This is a genomic window from Vibrio fluvialis (assembly GCF_900460245.1).
GTDB classification, from domain to species: Bacteria; Pseudomonadota; Gammaproteobacteria; order Enterobacterales; family Vibrionaceae; genus Vibrio; species Vibrio fluvialis.
Map to the genome: position 1 here is coordinate 212,831 of NZ_UHIP01000002.1, position 20,768 is coordinate 233,598.

A 20,768-nucleotide genomic window follows, 5' to 3' on the forward strand; every position below is an offset into this window, starting at 1 on the left:
AATTGATAAATAAGAAAACAACAGGTTGATTTTTTTTGAAATGCCACTAGTTTCATTCTTATTTTATGACATTAGTCACATAAAAAAGTCTGCTTTTCTTGCCGGCACACCTAGTCTTAAGTTTGAACGAAGGCCACAAAATTGTCTCATTTCGTGGATCTTCAGCCAGTGTTTGGATAAGCACTGGCAGAATAAAAAGCGTTGTGCTAGGGGGATTTAACATGAATTATTTCAATACGTTAGTTACTAAATCTTGGTGCGTATTTACCTCTTTCCTAATCGATAATAAAGGTGCCTCTGGTATTGAGTACGCCATTATCGCTACCATCGCAGCCATTGCGATTGCCTTATTCTCAACGGGTGATGACACCATTGCCGATCGCATCGAAGCGGTATTAACAAGTGTGAAGAACGCACTGCCGACCACAGCGGGATAATTACTCGATACGCTGATAAATGAGCTTATATTGGTTTGAATTAGGGCTGCTGCTTATTGCAAGTGTGTTTGATATAAAAACCATGAAGGTACCTAATATTATTAGCTATTTATTGATGTTAGGCCCTCCAGTTTGGTTGTTATTAGACTCCGACTTTAATTTTTCACTGATTGAATTAAAGTCTATCTTCTTAGTATTAGTCCTGACAATACCCGGATTTATTAAAGGGGAATTTGGCGCGGCAGATATCCGTATTCTGCTGGGGTTAGCCAGCATCTCTCCGTTTAATATCATGATTTATTATATATTTATCACGCTGGCCATATTCATTTTCTACAGCACAGTAAAATTCTCGACAAAAAATGAGGCGCCGTTTGTTCCCGCTATTTTTATTACAACAGGCGTCTTTGGGTTGGCAGGGATGGTGTAAGCAAAATGACAACGATACATCAGATACACAACAGGCAGCTCGGTTCGGTCGCGATAGAAACCGTCTGCCTGATGCCTATCATCATGATTTTACTGTTTGCGGTGATCCATTATTCGATGATCTTCTTCGCCGCCAGCCTGTTTGATCACGCCGCAAAAGAGAGTATTCGCCAATCCATCTCCTACGTCGATGAAGAGTGTTATTTCGATTATTCGGGCAGCGGCTGCAGCGACAATACCGTACTCGGGAATGTGTCGCAGGTTATTCGCAACAACGCACTCCAGGTGATACAGGGTTTCACGCATGGAGAAGGAACCAGCCCCGGACAGCTGTTTGGTGTGACACTACCCGCCGCCGATACGTTAATCAGCATCACCACCATCGATAGTGGCGGATGCTGCAAAGTCACCATCACATTACCCAACTATCAAACGACGCCTTTTCTCCCGACCAGCATTATCGATGGCCTGATACCCGGCGATGACTCTGTCTTTCCCACTGAAATTACGGCGTCCGCCGTATTGAAACTGAATTAGGAGAAGCCGATGAAAATGACGCTCGATAAATCACTCTGGCTCAAAATCGCAGCAGGAGCCTTGCTGGCCATCGGTTTAGTCTTTTTCATCACAGGCATCATGACTGCTAAGCGTGAAACCACCAAAGTCATCCCACAAACGCAGCCAGAACGGCTGTACCAGGCTTGGGTGCTCACTCATGGTGCGGAGAAAGGCACGATCATCACCACCGACTTGATTGAACCCGTATCAACACCACAGTTCAACGACAGCTTCATCCAAAATCCGGACATCGCCATCGGAAGGCGGCTGAAAGAAGAAGTCGCGCCCGGCACCTATCTGACGACCAAACTGCTCGCGCCGAACCGCCCCGTGATTGACGATTTACCAGAAGACTACCGCGCCATCGCGATTAAAGCGGGTGAAGTATTGACTGTCGGTGGCTATCTTCAGCCCGGTGACTTTGTGGATGTGATGCTGCTGCTGAAACCCAATAAAGAGTCCGGGGCAATGACCAGTGCCCGCACTATCGCCTCAAACCTGATGGTACTGGCTATTGGTGAAAATCAGACCAGCAAAGACGACTTTCAGCGTGAGGATCATGCCAAATCGGTTGTCCTTGCGGTACATGAGTCTATCGCGCCAATTCTTTTGCTCGCCGATGCGTCGGGAGAAATTCGACTTGCCGCTGTCGGCAGTAAAGAGGTGGCGCAGAGCAACCGTCCAGACAGCTCTTTTGCAGAGAACAATGCGCTGTTTCATACCGTGGCGGTTTCCCAAACCACGTCATCCTCTGCACTCAACCGTGGAGCCAATATCGTTGAGCTCAAACAATTCAATCTGGCACCTAAAGCGTCGCCCAAAGTGAAACCCGTGCCCAAACGTCCATCTCAACCCGTCAGTTACGTGGAAGTGATTCAGGGCAATGAACGCTCCATGGTCACGACGAAAAACTAAGCGGAGGCTGCAATGCGCATCACCACATTTTCTATTACAAGTTTGTTTGCATTGTTCGCGTCTACGTTAGCGATGGCGGCCGAAGTCATTACTCTGGATGAAAACACGCAGAAAAGCCTCGCCTTAAACGGACAGGAGATCGCGCGCGTTGCCGTATCTGATCCTAAAATCGCAACCATCAATGTGCTGAGCAAAACGACTTTGCTCATCAACGGCCATCAGGGAGGCCGAACCTCGCTGTTGGTATGGCCGAAAGGTAGTAAGCAGCCCAACGAGTATCAGATAAGTGTCGTGCCGACAATGGTCAGCAGCTCCAACGTGCAGGTACAAACCGACATCAAAGTGGTGGAAATCAGTAAGTCGGCCCTGAAAGAGGCGGGATTCTTTTTCGGAAAACAATCGGGCAATACCACCTTTGCTATCGGGAACAACTCTGCTTTGAACGGCGGTAATTTTGCCGGTGAGTTGCTATCAAGCAATAACTTCACATCGCTGGCGGATTCATTCAATGTCGTGATCGGCAATGCGTCCAAGGGCATTCTCAGCACCATCAGCGCGCTCAACGCCAACGGCTTTGCTTATACCCTTGCCGAGCCGAGCCTGGTGACCATGTCCGGCCATACGGCCACATTTCTGGCCGGCGGTGAATTTCCCTATCCCAAATCGTCCAACGATGGCGACATCACCATTGAATTCAAAGAGTTCGGCGTGCGGCTGAATCTGTCGCCGACCGTGTTGAAAGATGAACGCATCATGCTCAAAGTGGCGCCAGAAGTGAGCGAACTCAACTACAACAATGCCGTCAGCACCGGCGGTGTTTTGGTGCCCGGTATGAGCGTGCGACGCACCGACACCACGGTGCAGCTCGGTGACGGCGAAACCTTCGTCATTAGCGGACTGATCAGCAGCAGCACAATGAAAAACTCCGACCGCTTCCCCGGTTTGGGTGACATTCCGATTCTCGGTGCCTTTTTCAGCTCAAGCCGCTTAGAAACCAACGATAAAGAGCTGATGATGGTTGTAACGCCGCATCTGGTGAAGCCGATCGCCAAAGGAGCCACCCTGCCGCCACTGCCCGGCGAAATTTATCGCAACTATCGGCCTGACTTCTTCGATCTGGTTTTCCTGCAAACCGAGCCGGATGACTTACCTGAAGACATTGGTTTCTCTGATTAGACACTAGGAAGGTGCTGTATGAACGCCATGGACTGGTTAAACACCATGAAATCCTCAGGTTACCAACCGCTGGATCTGGAACTGAAAGCGGCACTGCATCAGTTTGTTCTGGAACGGATGGAAGATGACGGCATCATTTTCGACATGTCATCGTCCGAGCGCTGCAACCTGCTGTTGCCTGTCAGCAGTTATATTCAGCTCTATCTCGACTCGGAAAAAATCGCTAACCCGCCTCCGATTGATGTGTTGGCCGCCGAATTGGTGGATGAGATGATGGGCTACGGCCCGATTGAAAACCTGCTGAAAGACAACACCATCAACGATATTCTGATCAACGGCCCGAAACACGTTTTTGTTGAACGCAACGGTATCCTCGAGCAAGTGAATCACCACTTTCTCAACGACGAACACGTTATCCGCGTGATTCGCCGCATGCTCTCGCCTCTTGGCCGCCGGATTGATGAGTCCAATCCGATGGTGGATGCCCGCCTTCCCGATGGCAGTCGCATTAACGCCATCATTCCCCCCTTGGCGCTGGACGGGGCCTGTTTATCGGTGCGCAAGTTCAAACAGGATGTCCTGACCGACGAATTTCTCTTGGCAAATGAAGTGTTATCGCCGGAGATGCTGGAATTTCTCAAACGTTGTGTGCAGTCACGCCTCAACATTCTGATCAGCGGTGCGACCGGTTCGGGCAAGACAACGCTATTAAACGTGCTGAGCCAGCACATTCATGCCCATGAACGTGTGGTCACGATTGAAGATGCCGCAGAGCTGCAACTGCGCAACGGCCATGTGGTGCGTCTGGAAACCCGCCCGCCCAATTCCGAGGGCGCTGGTGAAGTGACCGCACGCGAATTGCTGAAAAATGCGCTGCGTATGCGTCCGGATCGCATCATTCTTGGCGAAAGTCGCGGCGGCGAAGTGCTGGATATGCTGCAGGCAATGAACACAGGCCACCTCGGTTCGATGAGTACGCTGCATGCCAACTCACCGCGAGATGCGCTGCTTCGCCTCGAAATGATGGTGACGCTGACCGGTTTTCGCTCCAGCGAAACGTTCATTCGCAAAGTGGTCTCTTCAGCAGTCGACATGATTGTGCAGGTCATTCGTCTGCCCAGCGGCAAACGAGTGATCTCTGAAATTGTGGAGGTAACCGATGTGCAGACAGCGAACATTAACACTCAGACGCTGTTCCAGTACGTGCGAACCAAACGCCAGTTCAAGGCGTTAAAAGATCCATCGGAAGAGCTGACCGTCAAACTTGAGGAGCAGATATGGTGAACGAGTATCTGCTGCTTGGGCTGGCGTTCTGCCTTCCCGCTTACCTCTGCTTTGTGTGGTCTAAGCGGGTATCCAAAGACGTGTTGGGAACACCGCAATCGACTCTGCTGGCGACACTGGCAAAGCAGAAAATGGGCCAGCATCACCCTATTGCCGAACGGCTGCAAAAACTCGGTTTCAGTCGTTCGCCCTTCAAAAACCTGCTGATGTTGGGTGGTATCGTAATGTTTAGCCTGTTGTGCGCCTTAATTTTGGGCATCACCGGGTTTGCCATCAGTTTTCTCTTTTGTATTACGGTCGCCCTGACCATTGCGCAAATTCGCCGCAACAACATCAAGCTGCGGTTGGTCCAGCAGCTGCCGTCGTTTGTTGATCAGGTGAACCGCCGTATCAAAGTCGGGCTGAGTATAACTCAGGCGGTTGAGCAATCCGCTCGCGCCACCACCAGCCCGCTAAAAGACGTGTTGCAGCGGGTCAGCCATCGTCAGACGGTGGGGGTCGAGCTACAACATGCGTTCGAGAAAGAGAGCGCCATTACCGGTGTCGAAGCGTTCTATCTGCTGGGTTCCATATTCAGCATTAATTCACGCTATGGCGGCAGTATTACGGATTCTCTGGAAAGTTTGGTAAAGCTGCTTCGTCAGCAAGATCTCAGCCGCCGGGAACTCAAATCCATCACAGGCGAAACCCGCATCACCGCATGGGTCATCGGCAGTGCACCGCTGCTCGTCAGCGCGTACATGATGACCCAGAACCCTGAGCTGTTGATCAACATGTGGTATTCCGAGAGTGGCCGTCATGCGCTCATCTTAGGGATTTCACTGCAAATCATCGGCGTTATCGTCATTTGGCGAATGTTTCGCAGCTTATAGTCGGGAGAAGAGAACATGGCAGGCGCTTTTTACTTCTTTATCGCTTCTATCTGTATGGTGTGTGCCTCACTTTGCTTTCACTATTCGCGCAAATATGTCGGGCAGACATCGATTACCGTGGGTGCAGATAAAAAAGCCGGCAGCACCAAAGAGCACCTGTTGATGCACTCACAAAAATGGTGGGGAAAATCGAAACAGCAACACCAGAAGTCGCTGTCGCAAATCGTGATTGCCATGCGTCAGGCGGGCTACATCAGCAGCCGACAACAGATCCTGTGTCTGTTCAAAATGTTTCTGGTCTGGAGCGGGCTGTTTCTGATCCTGACGGGGCAGCAATATCTTTTCTCCACCTCGTTTCAGCGCACGTTTTTGTACTACGCCCTGTTTATGGCAATCGGCGCGCTGGTATCCATTCGCTGGATTCGCATGCAGGCGAACAAACGTGCCCGCATCATTGATGAAGAGATGCTGACCGCGGTGCACATGATGGCCATCTTATGGCAGGTCGGGCTGTCGCTTGAAAGCCTGCTCAAGGCGTATCACAAAGAAGCCCGCCACCTGACGCCGGAAATGAACAAAGACATCGCGCTCATCATCGCCCGGATTGAAGCGGGCCAGAACCGTGAATGGGTGTTCCGCGACATGGCCACGATGACGCTGTCGTCCGGGCTTCAGGATCTGTTGTCGATGCTCTCGCAAGGTTCAGAAACCGGTGGCGGGCTGAAAACATCATTTCAGTCACTAGCGGAGCTGATTTATGAACGCAAGCGCGTGGCGCTGCAAGAGAAAGTCACCAAGATGTCGGGAAAAATCTCGGTTGCGATGATGACTCTGATGTTCCCTGCTCTATTCATCGTGTTAGGTGGCCCGGCAGCGTTGGCTCTGCTGGCAGCTTTTGGAGGCTAAATGAGACGACTATTCGTGATTTTCACTCTCACTTTGGGTGCCTGTACCTCAGCCCCGAAAGAGACGCAATACACTCAAGCGCCGGGGTTGTGTGGTGAGAAATTCTCACAATCGACTGGCATGCAACTCTCGATGGCGCAGAAAGCCTTCGCCAACCAAAACTACTACTCCGCGCTGGCTATGCTGCAAAAAATCGAAGGCACTTACGTAACCAAAACGGCACTGGAAGCCAAAGCCCTGCTGAAAACCAACCAGTGGGACGAGGCCAATAAGAAATACACCAGTTTGCTTAATAGCTGCATGAAAGGCCAGGCCGCACACGGCTTGGGATTGCTGACCGCGTATCAGAAAAAATACAAAGAGTCCGGCCACTGGCTGCGCTTTGCGGTGGATATGGAACCCGCTAACTCAGACATTCGCAACGACTACGGCTTTTATATGTTGCTGATTGATGAAGTCGACGTGGCCAAAAAAGAGTTTCTGACCGCGTTAGAACTCAATCCAAACAACCAAAAAGCAGCCAAAAATCTCTGGCTGGCGTTGGCGCGCGCTCAGGACTTAAAAGCAGCGGAAAGCCTCACCAGACGTTATGGCTGGGATCAGGTCGAAAGTCAGAAACTGGCGAACGCTCTTAATACCTTCAACCCGATTAAAAATCTGGAGACGAACAAATGAAACTCAACCTACTGATGGCTCTGTTGTGTGTATTGTCCACTCATGCTTCGGCTGCTCAGCAACGTCCGGAAACCAAGGGTATGAAAATGCCAGACACCAAAGAAACGCAAATTTGGCTGCAAATCCAAAGGGAAAATATGATGGCCACCAGCTATCAGGACACCCTCTCTCCCGAAGCCGCCAAAGCCAGCCAGCAGCGGGCCATCAAAACCTTTAGCCATGAGCTGCCGGACAAATTCATTAAGAGTGAATTCGGAGAGAAATAATGACGCTTAAAGCTCAGTCTGGTGCCGTGACACTCTGGCTCGCCGCCGCGCTGCTGAGCCTGGTCATATTCACCTCCGTGGCACTCGACACGGCAAGGCTGGCTTTTCAACGCCAACAACTGCAATCGATCGCCGATTTAGCCGCAACTGAACTCGGCGTGAGCAGCCCCTATTTTTTGGACCCGAATCAGAAAGCGGAAGCCGAACAGACGGTTGCCTCGCTTTTTAGCGACAAAATCGACAAGCTGACGATCGAATACGGCACGGCAAAAATCGTCGATGGACGCTGGGTAATCGACACCAGCGCAACCGCCGACAACGGTTATCCTACGGCCAAAGTGGTCGTCACCAAAAAAGTCCCGGAAAGCATGGTCGCAGGTGGGCTGTTCAATAACCGAACGATGACGTTGTACGCCGAAGCGGCAGTTCAGAAATCAGGTGTCATCAGTTTTGGCGTCGGTTCAAAGACCGTATCGACGGAAACCGAAGCGGGACTTCTCAACAGCCTGTTGGGCAATGTGCTCGGCACAACGCTCGATCTCGATGTTGCCGATTACAATGGCCTGGCAAACAGCTCGGTCAGATTAGGATCTTTGCTCAGCGCGTTAGCAGTAGATCTGAGTTTAGGCACAACCCAAGAGGTGTTGGAATCGAGTATTTCTCTGCTCGATATTCTCAATGCTTACGCCGATGTGCTGAGCAGCGATGGCGATTATCCGAATGGCATTAACCTGCTGATCAATCAATTGGCGCTGGCAGAGACCGTACCCGACATCGTGCTGGGCGATATCGTGGCGCTCTCCGAAACCAACACCGATGGCGCGGCACTTGAATCGTCCATCAACGCACTTTCTCTGGTCAAAGCGTCCATCTTCGCCTCAGACAGCAGTCATTTTATCGATGTTCCGGCGTTAGGCGTTTCAGTGCCCAACGTGGCCAGTATCGCTCTCGCCACCGACGTCATCACGCCGCCCTCATTCACCATTGCCACACTGCCAGTCATTGAAAGTAAGGAGCCCAGCGTCTCCAACTCACAGGTGGATTTATCGATGTCGGCCGATCTTGATATTGTCGATGACATCACCTCTGCTTTATCGGTGGTCAGCCTTGGGCTTGCCAATGTGGTTATCAGCCCGCTAAAAATAGAGGCGAATGCGTCCAAATCGACCGCCACATTGGTGGGCGTCAGCCGCTCTCCGAGCAGTTCCGAAGCGGAGTTCGCAACAGAGAGTTCGCTGGTTGATGTCAGCGTTGAACCTCTGACCATCAGCATTTACATTCCGCTGGTCAGTTCGCCCATCGTCGTGACCGCTCAAATCGCGGTGAATAATGAAGATCCCGTCACCGCAACACAAACCATTTCGCTCGCTCAGCTGCCGCAAACCTCCACCATCAACCGAGGCACACTGTTTGATACCGAAATCAATCTATCGATAGAAGTACCGAACTCGTTAATTCTCAATGCGGTGTTAACTCCGTTGACGACTGCGTTATCAAGCGTGCTGAGCCTGACGTTAGGCAACGTGCTGAGTGGTGTTCTGAGCGGAATACTGCTTCCCACGTTAGATGTATTGGGCGTGCAGGTGGGCGGTGCAGATATGTGGGTTGACGCGATTCAATCTTCCCGATCCGGCCTGATTTTGTAGCCGGAAAGCGTCAACGTTGTATCGCGTCACAACATGGTTTGCGAACGTGAAATCACACCACTCGGTGGCCGGAGGCATCCAGAATCAGTTCGCCATCTTCTTTGTACAAAGGGCCGGCCGGCCACCTATCGAGTAAATCCAGTACCGATTCACTAGGCCGGCACAACTTAACCCCTTTCGGTGAGCAGACAATCGGCCGATTGACCAACACCGGATAATGCAGCATGGCATCGAGAATCTGCGCGTCACTCACATCTTCAGCGAGCAAACCCAGTTCCTGCGCCGGAGATTTGGTGGTACGCAGCGCTGATCGAGGTGTGAGATCGGCGGCGGCAAACAGTGCCAGCAACTGCGAACGGCTCCATCCTTCTTGCAGATAGTCGACGATCACAGGCTCATACCCCGCCTTCTCGATAATCGCCAGTACGTTGCGTGACGTGCCACAATCCGGGTTATGGTGAATAACGATCATTGGGATGATTCCGTCATCTCAAACCAGCCACGGGTACGGTTCGCAAACCAAACCAGCGACAGCATCACCGGCACTTCCACCAGCACCCCCACTACAGTTGCCAATGCCGCACCAGAATGAAGACCAAACAGCGACACCGCGACCGCCACCGCCAGCTCAAAGAAGTTCGACGTACCAATCATACAAGCTGGTGCGGCCACATTATGAGGAAGCTTCAAGCGCTTAGCCGCCCAATAAGCAATGGCGAAAATGGTGTAGGTCTGAATCAGCAGAGGGATGGCGATCAGCACAATCGCTTGCGGACGGACCAGAATGGTCTCCGCCTGAAAACCAAACAGCAGTACCACCGTTGCCAGCAAACCTACGATCGACCACGGTTTCATCGTCGCCAGGAAACGATTCAGCGTTGAGTGGTCATTGGCTTTATCCAGCTTTTGACGAGCGACAGCCCCTGCCAACAGTGGAATCAACACGTACAACACTACCGAGAGCAACAGTGTGTCCCACGGCACCGTAATGTCGGTGACGCCAAGCAGAAAGCCAGCAATCGGAGCAAACGCAAAGATCATGATGATGTCGTTAATCGAAACCTGCACCAGCGTGTAGTTTGCATCGCCTTTGGTTAACTGACTCCAGACAAACACCATCGCCGTACATGGTGCAACACCCAGCAGAATCATGCCTGCAATGTATTCGCTCGCGGTTTGCGGATCGACCCAGTCAGCGAATAACCCCTTAAAGAACAGCCACCCCAATAACGCCATGGTGAACGGCTTGACCAACCAGTTGATCACCAGAGTCAGGACCAGACCTTTCGGCTTCTTACCAACATCTTTCAGAGAGGAGAAATCAATCTGCACCATCATTGGAAAGATCATCAACCAAATCAACGCCGCGATCACGATGTTCACGTGTGCCAGCTCAAGGCCTGCAATCGCTGCAAACGCTTGAGGCGCGAGACTACCCAATGCAATGCCACCCAAAATAGCCAACCCGACCCAAACGGTCAGATAACGTTCAAACAGACCCATTTTTCCTCCGAACACTTAGTTTTCGCCCATGCGCACTGTCCGTTCTTTCACTATAAGCCAGCGCAGCCATGTCGGTACTCTAACGCTGGAATAAACATATGAAAAGACATATATACGAATTTCCATATATTAAATTTTAAACATGACAGTTGAGTGACAACGCGCGAGTAACACTGCACTGGTTGAGCAATAGAAGTGATTTAAACGATAAAACTCAGATTCAACGGATGACTTGTTGATGTGGCTCAGATTCTAGGGAGATACGCATAACACAATGATTCGGTTCACATTCCGTATCGACTACCGTCCAACCTAAACGCGAATAGAGTGATGGAAGGTTAGTGTAAGCGTAAAGATGACGCTGACTGAAAGGGGAAACTTGACTAACGCCCAGACAAATCAGTTCACTGGCAATCCCCTTTCCCCACCACGGTGGAGAAACAGAGACGGCATTGATCCAAATGACATCAGCGACCTGATTCGGCTCCTGATAATAGGAATAAGCCAGCCCACCAATCACTGTGTTTTGACTGAGCACCATGATGACAGGTGGAAGTTGGACATCCGGCTTATAAGTATCGCGAAAACGGAATTCGGACCATTCACCTTGAAACAGACGTTCGACATCCTGCCAATAAGGACTAGTTTCGTCGCATTGTCTGAATTCTAAGTTGTGCATTTTTGATCGTTACGCTTGGGGTCAGAGTGCTCAGCATAGCCTCTGTTATGCGCATCAGCCATTGTGAGCCGTCTTAAGTTTGAGCGCCTGCCACATTCTTCGCCATACCTTTGCCAACCACTTCATAATGAATGGTGGTAATATCCGCATACTACGCGACATTCTCGGCCATGCAGATATCAGTATGACAATGCGCTACGCGAACTTCGCTCCAGATCACCTGACGGAAGCTATTTTCCTAAACCCTATCGCCTCGCAGACTGCCGCCACTGAAAAAAGTTGAGGCTCTGTCGCCACTTTGTCGCCACTTATCCTTTTTGACGTAAAAAAAGAGCCACTAATAGCGGCTCTCAATAGTTCGTATTTTCTGTTGATACAACCATAAATTGATATTTACGATTCATTGTAAATCAATTGATTACGTAAAATACAACCATATGTTGATATAACCAAATACAACCATAAGTTGATATTTTTGTGATACTTTGTATTAAAGCTAATTATTTATGTAGGAAACTTTCTTACATAAAAATCCCCCTGCATTCCCCTCTCCTCCTCTTTTCAAACGCATTCGAGAGGCGCTCGAACAATAAAGGAGAAGTCTTATATTAGACGTTCTCCTACAAAATAAGTGCATTAAAAAGGCTTAACAGAAAGCGTTAATAAATATGCGACTAGCATTACAATGTGCATTTGTCTCACTCACACCAATTCTTGTCAGATACGAGCAAGTAAGCCAAATAATATGCAGGCATGATGAATTTACATCTCAAGGAAAGAGGAAATTATCATGAATATGGGATATTTAAATGTACTAATGTGTTATCTGCTGGTTGGTATTAGTTACCCGATTGCAGCCGAATCGATGAACAGTATTCCGGTATGGACATTCATCGCTATCACCTTCGCTATTGGTTTTGCGTTCTTATACATTATCGGACGTGCGACCGGAGCCCCTGCTATCTTTTCACTTAGCCTGAAAACATGGGCAATCATCAGCTTACAGTCGTTACTTGGTGCTGTGTTATATACTGCATTCCTGCTCTACGGATTTGAATACTCAAACGCAATTTCTGCCTCAATTTTTACGAGTATCGCTCCAGCCGTAGTACTAGCACTGTCATACTTTTTGCTTAAAGAAAAGCTTAGCTCCCGCAAAGGATTAGCAATTCTGTTCGCAATCGCTGGTGTACTTGTCTTAACGGTTCCATCCAGCGACACATCCGGAAGCACATCGTTTTACGGAATCGTTCTTCTTGCACTATCGACACTTTCAACTTCAGGTTGTGTCATTGCAGCGAAGAAATACGATGTGCAACTTCCAGCCTTAACGATGGCTACAGGTGTTTGCTTTACCGGCATGATCTTTACCCTGCCGTTAATGTTCCTGCTTGAAACAAAAGATATTGACCTGTCACTACTATTTAACGGCAAAAATTCTATCACCATGGTTTACTACGGCATTCTAGTATGGGCTGTCCCTTACTTCTGCTTCTTCAGCGGTGTAACTAAGATTCCGGCAAGTGCTACCGGTATGGCGTTTGCGATAATCCCAGTAGCATCAACCTTCTTCTCTATCATTTTCTTCGACCAGTCACTGACTGTGACAGACGGTATCGCACTACTCATGGTGACCGGTTCTATCCTGCTGTCTGAGTCGACAGAATCTGAAGCCACTGTGGCACAGCCCGAGTTCGAAAGTTAATCGGCGCAAACGCACCAAGACTGAACATCACAGACAATCGACGCACTCCTGAGGTGAAAGAGCACCACGGGAGTGCGTTTTTCTTTATTACCGTAAAGTCCATTCATCCTGTCGTCTTGCTATCAGCAACACTATCTCTCTGTTTTCCTTTTATTTATGCAATATGCACCTTTTTCGCGCGCACGGCTCTAATTAATCCCCCCCATGGCACTTATATTGCTTAGTTGCTATTAACTGGTTATAGCTGGGAACACCTGAATTATGAGCACTATTTTTTCGACTGACACATTAGAACAAAAAGATAGATTCAATTACTGGAACGATGTGGTAACTAAACACTATGCACCGTGTTTAGGAATCGCCAGTGATTCGACTCAGTTTAAAGCTACAACCACAGTTCAGCATGTCGGTTCTACAGAGTTAAGCCACGTCGCTTCAGAAAGTATTCGCTACGATCGCCGTGTAGCAGATTTACGCTCAGTTCCCAGAGAAGATATCTTTCTATCCGTGATGTTAGAAGGTGAAGGTTATTTCGAGCAGAATGAACGTCAGGTATCACATCAGGTCGGCGACATTCTGATCTATGATTCAGGCAAACCATACTCATTCAATTACACGTCAGCATATAAAGCGATGCTTTTGCGCATACCACGCCCTTTAATTCAGGCCAAAGTCACTCGGTTGGATAATCTGGGTGGCACCGTACTGAATGATCAATCGTCTTTTGGCCGGTTAATTAAATCGCTGATGAATGAAACATCGATTATCGCGTCATCACCTGACCTTATAAACGAAGACGAATTTATTGTGCCAACGCTCGATATGCTGACAACAGCCATCAGTCGGGCAACGAGTACCGATACCCCTATTGCCTCTCACAATAAACTGTTAAACGAAATCAAAACCTACATCCGTAATCATATTACTGATGAAGAGCTAAGCCTTGAAAGCGTCGCCTCTGAAAAAGGGATTTCTCTGCGCACACTCAGCCGACTATTTGCGGAGGCGGGAGAAACCCCACGCAACTGGTTACAATCGCAGCGCCTATCCTGTGCTTATGACGCATTAGCCAATAAACGAGTCACCAATATCACAGAAGCGGCACTCACCTTTGGCTATAAAGATCTGTCTCATTTCAGCCGTACCTTCAAAAAGCAATTTGGTTATTCACCAAGAGAACTGACAAGATAGTCATCCCCCAAAAAAACAGAATAAAAAACGGATAAGTCTTCAAAAGGCTTATCCGTTTTCATTTTAATCAAGATAACTAATTATAGGTCTTGAATACCTTTACACTCACTCAAGTTGTCTTTAGTGATAATTGGGTTTGGCATATAGATATATTTATCCAGCTTCTCACCATCCAGCAGTTTAACCGCTGCATCTACCGCGTATTTCGCATCACTGTAGGCATCGGATAATACCGTAGCGTACTGAATGCCTGCTTTGATATTTTTATATCCAGGGACTTCACAACCCACACCAACCAGAGCAAGTTTCTTCGCATCAATATTGGCACGCTCAGCTGCAACAATTACACCCGCCATCATCAGATCTTCTACCGCGTATACACCTTCAACCTGATCGCCAAAACGAGTAAAGAGTGAAGAAGCCGCCGTCATAGAGACATTCTGATCCCAGTTACCCGGTTGTTCACCAAGGATTTTGATATCCGGAGCAAGCTTGTTAAGTTCTTCGGTAAAGCCTTTCATTCGGCCAATCGACGTTGGAGCTCCCGGCGTACCGGTAATCACAAAAATTTCGCCTTTTTTGCCAAAACCTTTTGCTTCAAATGCATCAACCATTGCTTTAGCCGATTCACGACCTATCTCTTCACTGTTACCACCCGTGTAAACATCCCAAAATTTTTCAGACTGTTTTGCAGGAAGTGCATCACTGATGATCAGTGGAATACCCGCTTTTTGGATCTTGCGCATTGATGGAATCAAAGCGTTAGCATCGACCGGCCAAAGGATGATTGCATCCGGGCGTTTAGCAATCGCCTGTTCAACCTGATTGGCCTGATTAGCAGGGTCAAATGGGCTGGTTGTTGTTTCAAAATTCAACCCGGCGGCTGTTGCTTCTTGTTTGAAGAAACGTAAATAGTCAGCACAGTAGGTACATTCTTCTGTTGGTTGCAGCAAGATGACTGATTTACCTTCAGCGGCTTGTGCAACTGAAGCCGACATTGCTGAAGCTAATGCTGCTGTGGTTGCCAGCGCAGTCAAAGAGTGTTTTACCAGTGATTTTGTTTTCATCGTGACGTCTCCGTTGTCCGTTGATTATCCATGTGTTTTTTTAAGCAGATTTAAGCGTAATGAACTAAGGTCCCCGTTCATCAGAACGACAAACCCAAGAACACAACCGTTAACGAGTAATGTAGTGGCAGAGCTTGCACCCATAAGGCTTAAGCCATTGCCTAATGCGGCGAGAATCATTACTCCTACCGCAACCTGATGAATTTTCCCTACGCCTCCGCCAAGTGAGACACCACCCAGAATGGCTGCAGAGGCTGCCTGAATCAGAAGCGTGTCGCCTAATGTTGGGGAACCGGTAGCAAGGCTTATTGAAATCAATGCGCCCGCTAAGGCTGCAAGCATGCCAGAGCAACCAAATGCGACACATAATGCGGCAGATGTGTTAGCTCCACTCATAATTGCAGATTGTCTGTGGCTGCCCGTCGCATAGAGGTCTCTTCCAAGACGTGTAAAGCTCAGTAGCAGATACACCACTATCATCGCAGCAACGGTAATTAAGATACGTGGAGAAAGTACGTAGGCTATTTGAGCGTCTAAAACATCTGATGCATCAAAGTTGTAATAAGGGACAACGTTGCCATCAGCGATCCAATATGCAAAACCTGATAACAGAATCATCATGCCTAATGTGCTCACTAAAGATGAGACTTTTAGCTTAATGATGAACGCGGCATTAATCAGACCGACAACCAAGCCAAACATCACAGCCCAAAACACACCGATAACAGCACTGTCTACACCGGTTTTAGCCAAAATAAGACCGCCAACTGCAACCATTGAAGCCACTGACAGGTCGAACTCACCAACAATCATGGTGAGAACCAAACCTAACGCCACCAATCCGACTAAGCCAAAATTCTGCATTAAGGCAAAAAGATTACCGCTGGTTAAGAAGAAACTATTCATACAGGCAAAAAATACCGGTATAGCGATAAACAGAAAGACTCGTAATATATCTGACGAATTCCATTTAGATTTCATTTTGCGCCTCCCTTATTTACGCTTACGAGACAGTAATGCGCCCAGCACTACAGAAATAAGAACAACAGCACCTTTCACCATCAACTGCATGTCGAGAGAAAAGCCCGCCAGCAACAATACGTTTCCGACGACAGCCAGGAACAATGCACCAAATACAGCATCCTTGATACGACCATGCCCGCCGGCTATGGCGACACCGCCAACCAAAACCGCAGCAATCGCACTAAAATCTAGCCCCGCACCCAAAGACAGGTTTCCTTGAGAGTTTTGAGACGCGATCAGAATACCGGTCAAAGAAGCGGTTGAAGAGGCAATAATGTAAGCCATGGCAACCGCCAGCCCCACGCGTAACCCGGATAACTTAGCCGTTGTGGAGTTAATACCAATCAGCTGTATTTCACGTCCTAATCGCATACGAGATAAAAAGAATTCACACGCAAACAAGACGAATATCAGAATAAATATCTGGTTTGGAACACCCGGAAATATATGACCAACACCAAGCCAGTGAACACCGACATCACTGGTAATAGTCCGGCCGCCCGACACCCAGGAACCGATACCGGTGATAACCGATGACGCGGCTATCGTAGTAATGATAGGGTTGGTTTTCATCGCACCGACGGCAGCGCCCTGAATCACACCAAAGATAATCCCTACGGCTAATGTCAAAATAATCGCAGCGGGAATTCCTAGCTGTAATGAGCTAGCGAAAACAATCGTGGAGATTGACGTTGTGGCACTGATAGACAGCATAAACAGGTTGCCACTAATGGTAACCAGTGCCAATCCGCAGGCAGCAATCCCTACCGATACCGTTGAAAACAGAATTGAACTGAGGTTTTGCGCAGTCGCAAACCCTTCAATAAACACACTCGCCAACAGAGCCACAATGACAATCGCGATTCTGACCGATGTTGCCTGAATTCGGGTCGGAGAAAATGCCGCACCGCTTAGCGACATAAAAGGTAACGTTGATTTTGAAGAAGCTGCTCGTATCATGCTGCATCCCTCACTTTTCCATGCAAAATGTCTTGTAAGATGCTTTCTTGAGTCGCATCTTTCCTTAATACGCTGTTAATAATTTCACCTTTAAATACCGTGACTATGCGGTCAGCGAAATCAAGAATCTCTTCCAGATCCGTTGAGTAGAAAACGATAGAAAGCCCTTGGTCAGCACGGTCTCTTAACCGTTGATAAATATCGGCACGGGCACCAATATCCACCCCACGAGTTGGCTCGTTAAGTAGTAATAAATCGGGATTAGTCGCAATGGCTTTGCCCAGAACGACTTTCTGTTGGTTGCCACCACTGAGTGAAGAAACAGGTTCATGATTTCGGTCGGGATTTAGCGTAAATGATTCCGCTAGCTCCACGCCATTTCGGGTATCTTCAGACTTTGAAATTACGCCCCAGCGAGACAAAACATCCAGCGCTCTTGACGTTAAATTCATACCAATCGGCGCTTCTAAAAATGCACCTTTGCCTGCCCTGTCTTCCGGGACATAAGAGATAGAATGCTGTTCAGCATCATAGATAGAATCAAGAGAAACCGGCTTTTGGTTTAGCAATAACTCCCCTTGTTCTACCGGGGCTAAACCTGCCAATGTGCGTAAAAATAGATCAGCACCAGCGCCAAGTTGCCCAACAACAGCAACAATCTCACCTTTATGGCAGGTAAAATCTAGCGGCCCGTAACCATTCTCTATCTGCACATCTTTACATTCGAGCAGCACTTTTCCATGTGGTCGTTGAGGTCTGATTACGCCCCTCTCCACTTCATGGCCTAACATTGCGCTAACCAGCTCCGGTCCGGTGACATCTTTAGTATTACGAGTAAAGATATGCTTGCCGCCACGAAATACCGTCACTCGATCGGTAATGGTGAAAACTTCATCCAACCGGTGGCTGATAATAACCAAAGTGGTGCCAGCCGCTTTAAGCTTGCGCATAATAGAAAAAACTTTTTCAATTTCTGCGTCAGACAATGTCGCAGTTGGCTCATCAAGAAGCAGTACGTGGGCACCGCTTGCCAGCCCGCGTGCAATCTCGACCAGTTGTCTTTCCGCTAAAGAAAGTGTCTCTGCAAGCTGAAAAGGAGAAATATGTTCTAATCCAACATCAGCAAGCAGCTTGGTGACTTGCTCGGTATAACGACTTCTGCGATAGAGTTGCCCATTTTCTTTCATGCCGATAACGATGTTATCCAGAACACTCAGGTGAGGCAGAATAGACAGTTCCTGATGAACAATAGTAATCAAAGACGGGTCAACACGTTTGCCGAGCTCGACCTGCATTCCCCCAATATCTAAAGTTCCGGTATCTGGTGTGACATAACCACCCAGGATTTTGACCAGCGTGCTTTTGCCCGCTCCGTTTTCCCCGCATAAGCCGAGAATTTCTCCACTACGGAGAGAAAAACTGACATCGTTTAGAGCGAACACGCCACCATATCGTTTAGATATGTGACTTGCCGTCAGTATATTTTTTGCTTCCATTGCGCTGCTGTCCTTTCTCAAAATCATTGAGATTGAGGGCTTACTTCTTTTTCAATCAAAGTTTTCAACTCTAAGTAAGCCGCATAACTCATACATTTTATTTATGTATTGAGGACATCTTAGCCTTGTAATGGCGAGTGATACTTGTCTGACCGGGACAAGTATTGTGATAATCAGGACACAGGAAAAAGTCCTGAATTTGAGACTTTTAATTCAACAGTAACAAGCAGATATAAAAAAAGGGTAAGCAACCCTAAGGCCGCTTACCCGTATGCAAACACACAACAAATACAGAAAAATACGTTTATTTCTTACCCAGCAAAGGCAGCTTTTCAAGCATGTTTTTCAGGTTCAATGAATCCCATGGCAAGTGTTCAGCGATACCCAAGCCCACAACTTCGGTGTTTTCGCTGGCTACGTTAATAACTTTTACAACGTCTTCCAGAGTGATCTGCCCCTGAGCGATCCCTTCATAGGCATCTGCCGGTACATTTGGATTTTTGAACAACAATGAGCCGAAGTTCGCGATACTAAGAACATCAAGATCAAGGTGAATCGCCAGTACCTTAATGTTCTCTTCTTCTACCCATTTTTGAATCGAAGTAATTTCACTTTGAATCTCTTCCGGGCGACACACACGCATGTTGCGGTCTTTCAGGAAGTTCGCTTCAAACTCGCTTTCGTTATTAACTCCAGCGTACATAATCTTGTTCGTTTTAATTGGCGTACTAACAAAGTTAGTCAGATCGCTGTCACCTTCACCCATCAGAGCACGTAATACCGATGCATGAGAATGTTCAAATTCTTCAGATGTCATGATATCCGGATGAGCATCCACCCAAAGAATACCCAGATCATCTCCGTACTTTTCTTGCAAGTAAGCAAATGGTGCTAAATCAACCAGACAGTCACCGCCAAGAACAACCAGACTATCCGGCGAGTGTTTTTGGATAAGCTCTTTTGCGTGTTGAATTTGAGGGATGATCTCTGAACGACCCACAATCCCATTTTCGTTCTCAAGCTGACGGTTTTCGTCAAAAGTGACATTCACTTGTTCAACCGGACCGTTCGCTTCAGGCGCTAACCAGGCCAGCAACTGAGCACCGAAATAGTAAGCGTGATTGTTTCCGCCTTGCCATTGTGGCATGAGTAGTCGAAGGGTTTTGTTATTTTCTACAGACATAAATAAATTACCTTAAATTGAGATACAGACTAACCTCTGTATCACTCATAAACTGTTGCAAATACACGTGCAGGGAAGCTGGCAAGTGGGACTCGGGGCGGAACCGCAGTCAAATAGGCATCTTTGCCTTCTGCGGCAGCGATGTTGGTCATATCTTCACAAATCACAATGCCATTGCTCAATAAAATGTTGTGAACCGGAATCGCTGATTCCGAGGTTTCGATGTTATCAACCAACGGAGAATCTATCCCAACCAGAACAACGCCTTGCTTTACTAAATAATCGGCCGCTTCAACAGAAAGGTATGGCGTATTAATCCCGTACTCTTCCTTACCAAAAAACTGGTCATGCTTGCTGTTAAGCAGTACCGCTTTACCTGTCACATCTAAGCCTTCAAAATCTTCTACTTCAAAAGAGACTCTGCTGTCTGGCTTATTCACCACAATAAGCGGAAGGTGAGCTAATTTTTCTAATGGGTAATCACAAATCTTGTCACCATCCGGGTCTTCATGATAAGGCGCATCGATATACGTACCGGAAATACCCAGCAAGTTAATGCCGTCAATCAGAGCATTATTGCCAAATCGAGGGAAATGGTCATACACCTCGACATGGCTAAGCCCCGGGTAAGTTTCCATTCCATGTTCTAACTTGTGGTTAAGTTCGATATATTCCTTCACAACTATCTTAGTCATTGAATCCGTCCTGATTATTTGTGTTCCATTACTAGTCAATATACTCGCTCCGAAGGTGAATACTTGGCTGAAAAAGACAAATACTTGTTCAGCAGTGCCAAG

Annotated in this window: 22 protein-coding genes and 1 pseudogene; 14 read left to right on the forward strand and 9 right to left on the reverse strand. The window is 48.0% G+C overall.

Annotated elements, in window-relative coordinates:
* The first annotated feature begins 221 nt into the window (after nt 1–221).
* Genes DYA43_RS16025 through DYA43_RS16075 form a run of 11 tightly spaced genes read left to right on the forward strand, consistent with a single transcriptional unit; the run spans nt 222 to nt 9,164 of the window.
* On the forward strand, nt 222–437 hold the full coding sequence (locus tag DYA43_RS16025; RefSeq protein ID WP_061055883.1) for a Flp family type IVb pilin: 216 nt from the start codon (nt 222–224) through the stop codon (nt 435–437).
* A gap of 19 nt (nt 438–456) precedes the next feature.
* Nucleotides 457–867 carry a prepilin peptidase gene (locus tag DYA43_RS16030; RefSeq protein ID WP_061055884.1) on the forward strand — a complete coding sequence of 137 codons (411 nt, stop codon included), beginning with the start codon at nt 457–459 and terminating at the stop codon, nt 865–867.
* Nucleotides 868–872: 5 nt separating this feature from the next.
* Nucleotides 873–1,403 carry a TadE family protein gene (locus DYA43_RS16035; protein WP_081035200.1) on the forward strand — a complete coding sequence of 177 codons (531 nt, stop codon included), beginning with the start codon at nt 873–875 and terminating at the stop codon, nt 1,401–1,403.
* Between the two features lie 9 nt (nt 1,404–1,412).
* Nucleotides 1,413–2,339, forward strand: a complete 927-nt coding sequence (cpaB, locus tag DYA43_RS16040; protein ID WP_061055885.1) for a Flp pilus assembly protein CpaB — start codon at nt 1,413–1,415, stop codon at nt 2,337–2,339.
* Between the two features lie 12 nt (nt 2,340–2,351).
* A complete protein-coding gene (locus DYA43_RS16045) occupies nt 2,352–3,515 on the forward strand; it encodes a type II and III secretion system protein family protein (protein ID WP_061055886.1) in 1,164 nt (387 codons plus the stop codon).
* A gap of 18 nt (nt 3,516–3,533) precedes the next feature.
* Entirely contained in the window at nt 3,534–4,799 is a 1,266-nt protein-coding gene (locus tag DYA43_RS16050) for a TadA family conjugal transfer-associated ATPase (protein ID WP_055453578.1), read from the forward strand.
* Nucleotides 4,793–5,671 (forward strand): type II secretion system F family protein, encoded by an 879-nt coding sequence (locus DYA43_RS16055; RefSeq protein WP_061055887.1) that lies wholly within the window; start codon nt 4,793–4,795, stop codon nt 5,669–5,671. The genes DYA43_RS16050 and DYA43_RS16055 overlap by 7 nt, the downstream gene beginning before the upstream one ends.
* Nucleotides 5,672–5,686: 15 nt before the next feature.
* Nucleotides 5,687–6,577, forward strand: coding sequence for a type II secretion system F family protein (locus tag DYA43_RS16060; RefSeq protein WP_061055888.1), 891 nt, complete (start codon nt 5,687–5,689; stop codon nt 6,575–6,577).
* Entirely contained in the window at nt 6,578–7,252 is a 675-nt protein-coding gene (locus DYA43_RS16065) for a tetratricopeptide repeat protein (RefSeq protein WP_225869378.1), read from the forward strand. It abuts the gene before it with no gap.
* Nucleotides 7,249–7,518: a DUF3613 domain-containing protein gene (locus DYA43_RS16070; protein WP_055453581.1), complete on the forward strand. Its 270-nt coding sequence runs from the start codon at nt 7,249–7,251 to the stop codon at nt 7,516–7,518. Before DYA43_RS16065 ends, DYA43_RS16070 begins: the two co-directional genes overlap by 4 nt.
* A complete protein-coding gene (locus tag DYA43_RS16075; protein ID WP_061055889.1) occupies nt 7,518–9,164 on the forward strand; it encodes a pilus assembly protein TadG-related protein in 1,647 nt (548 codons plus the stop codon). The genes DYA43_RS16070 and DYA43_RS16075 overlap by 1 nt, the downstream gene beginning before the upstream one ends.
* 52 nt (nt 9,165–9,216) lie before the next feature.
* On the opposite strand, the gene arsC is transcribed toward DYA43_RS16075, so the two are convergent.
* The 3 genes from arsC to DYA43_RS16090 form a co-directional block, all read right to left on the reverse strand.
* A complete protein-coding gene (arsC, locus tag DYA43_RS16080) occupies nt 9,217–9,636 on the reverse strand; it encodes an arsenate reductase (glutaredoxin) (RefSeq protein ID WP_061055890.1) in 420 nt (139 codons plus the stop codon).
* Nucleotides 9,633–10,667 (reverse strand): ACR3 family arsenite efflux transporter, encoded by a 1,035-nt coding sequence (gene arsB, locus DYA43_RS16085; protein WP_061055891.1) that lies wholly within the window; start codon nt 10,665–10,667, stop codon nt 9,633–9,635. The genes arsC and arsB overlap by 4 nt, the downstream gene beginning before the upstream one ends.
* A gap of 220 nt (nt 10,668–10,887) precedes the next feature.
* Nucleotides 10,888–11,346 (reverse strand): GNAT family N-acetyltransferase, encoded by a 459-nt coding sequence (locus DYA43_RS16090; protein WP_081094719.1) that lies wholly within the window; start codon nt 11,344–11,346, stop codon nt 10,888–10,890.
* Nucleotides 11,347–11,431: 85 nt separating this feature from the next.
* Between DYA43_RS16090 and DYA43_RS16095 the strand changes: the two are divergent.
* The 3 genes and pseudogenes from DYA43_RS16095 to DYA43_RS16105 form a co-directional block, all read left to right on the forward strand.
* A pseudogene (locus DYA43_RS16095) lies at nt 11,432–11,629 on the forward strand (tyrosine-type recombinase/integrase); the annotation flags it as partial.
* Between the two features lie 507 nt (nt 11,630–12,136).
* Complete coding sequence (locus DYA43_RS16100; RefSeq protein ID WP_061055893.1) at nt 12,137–13,051, forward strand: DMT family transporter; 915 nt, start codon at nt 12,137–12,139, stop codon at nt 13,049–13,051.
* A gap of 261 nt (nt 13,052–13,312) precedes the next feature.
* Nucleotides 13,313–14,242 carry a helix-turn-helix domain-containing protein gene (locus tag DYA43_RS16105; protein ID WP_061055894.1) on the forward strand — a complete coding sequence of 310 codons (930 nt, stop codon included), beginning with the start codon at nt 13,313–13,315 and terminating at the stop codon, nt 14,240–14,242.
* 80 nt (nt 14,243–14,322) lie between these two features.
* On the opposite strand, the gene DYA43_RS16110 is transcribed toward DYA43_RS16105, so the two are convergent.
* The 6 genes from DYA43_RS16110 to DYA43_RS16135 form a co-directional block, all read right to left on the reverse strand.
* Complete coding sequence (locus DYA43_RS16110; protein WP_061055895.1) at nt 14,323–15,309, reverse strand: sugar ABC transporter substrate-binding protein; 987 nt, start codon at nt 15,307–15,309, stop codon at nt 14,323–14,325.
* Nucleotides 15,310–15,333: 24 nt separating this feature from the next.
* On the reverse strand, nt 15,334–16,290 hold the full coding sequence (locus DYA43_RS16115) for an ABC transporter permease (RefSeq protein WP_061055896.1): 957 nt from the start codon (nt 16,288–16,290) through the stop codon (nt 15,334–15,336).
* Nucleotides 16,291–16,302: 12 nt separating this feature from the next.
* Entirely contained in the window at nt 16,303–17,292 is a 990-nt protein-coding gene (locus tag DYA43_RS16120) for an ABC transporter permease (protein WP_061055897.1), read from the reverse strand.
* Nucleotides 17,289–18,788, reverse strand: coding sequence for a sugar ABC transporter ATP-binding protein (locus DYA43_RS16125; RefSeq protein WP_162268971.1), 1,500 nt, complete (start codon nt 18,786–18,788; stop codon nt 17,289–17,291). The genes DYA43_RS16120 and DYA43_RS16125 overlap by 4 nt, the downstream gene beginning before the upstream one ends.
* Before the next feature lie 304 nt (nt 18,789–19,092).
* Entirely contained in the window at nt 19,093–19,971 is an 879-nt protein-coding gene (locus DYA43_RS16130) for an arginase family protein (protein ID WP_061055899.1), read from the reverse strand.
* 41 nt (nt 19,972–20,012) lie between these two features.
* The gene (locus DYA43_RS16135) at nt 20,013–20,666 is read right to left on the reverse strand and encodes a cyclase family protein (RefSeq protein ID WP_061055900.1); all 654 of its coding nucleotides are present in this window, start codon (nt 20,664–20,666) and stop codon (nt 20,013–20,015) included.
* Nucleotides 20,667–20,768 lie beyond the last annotated feature (102 nt).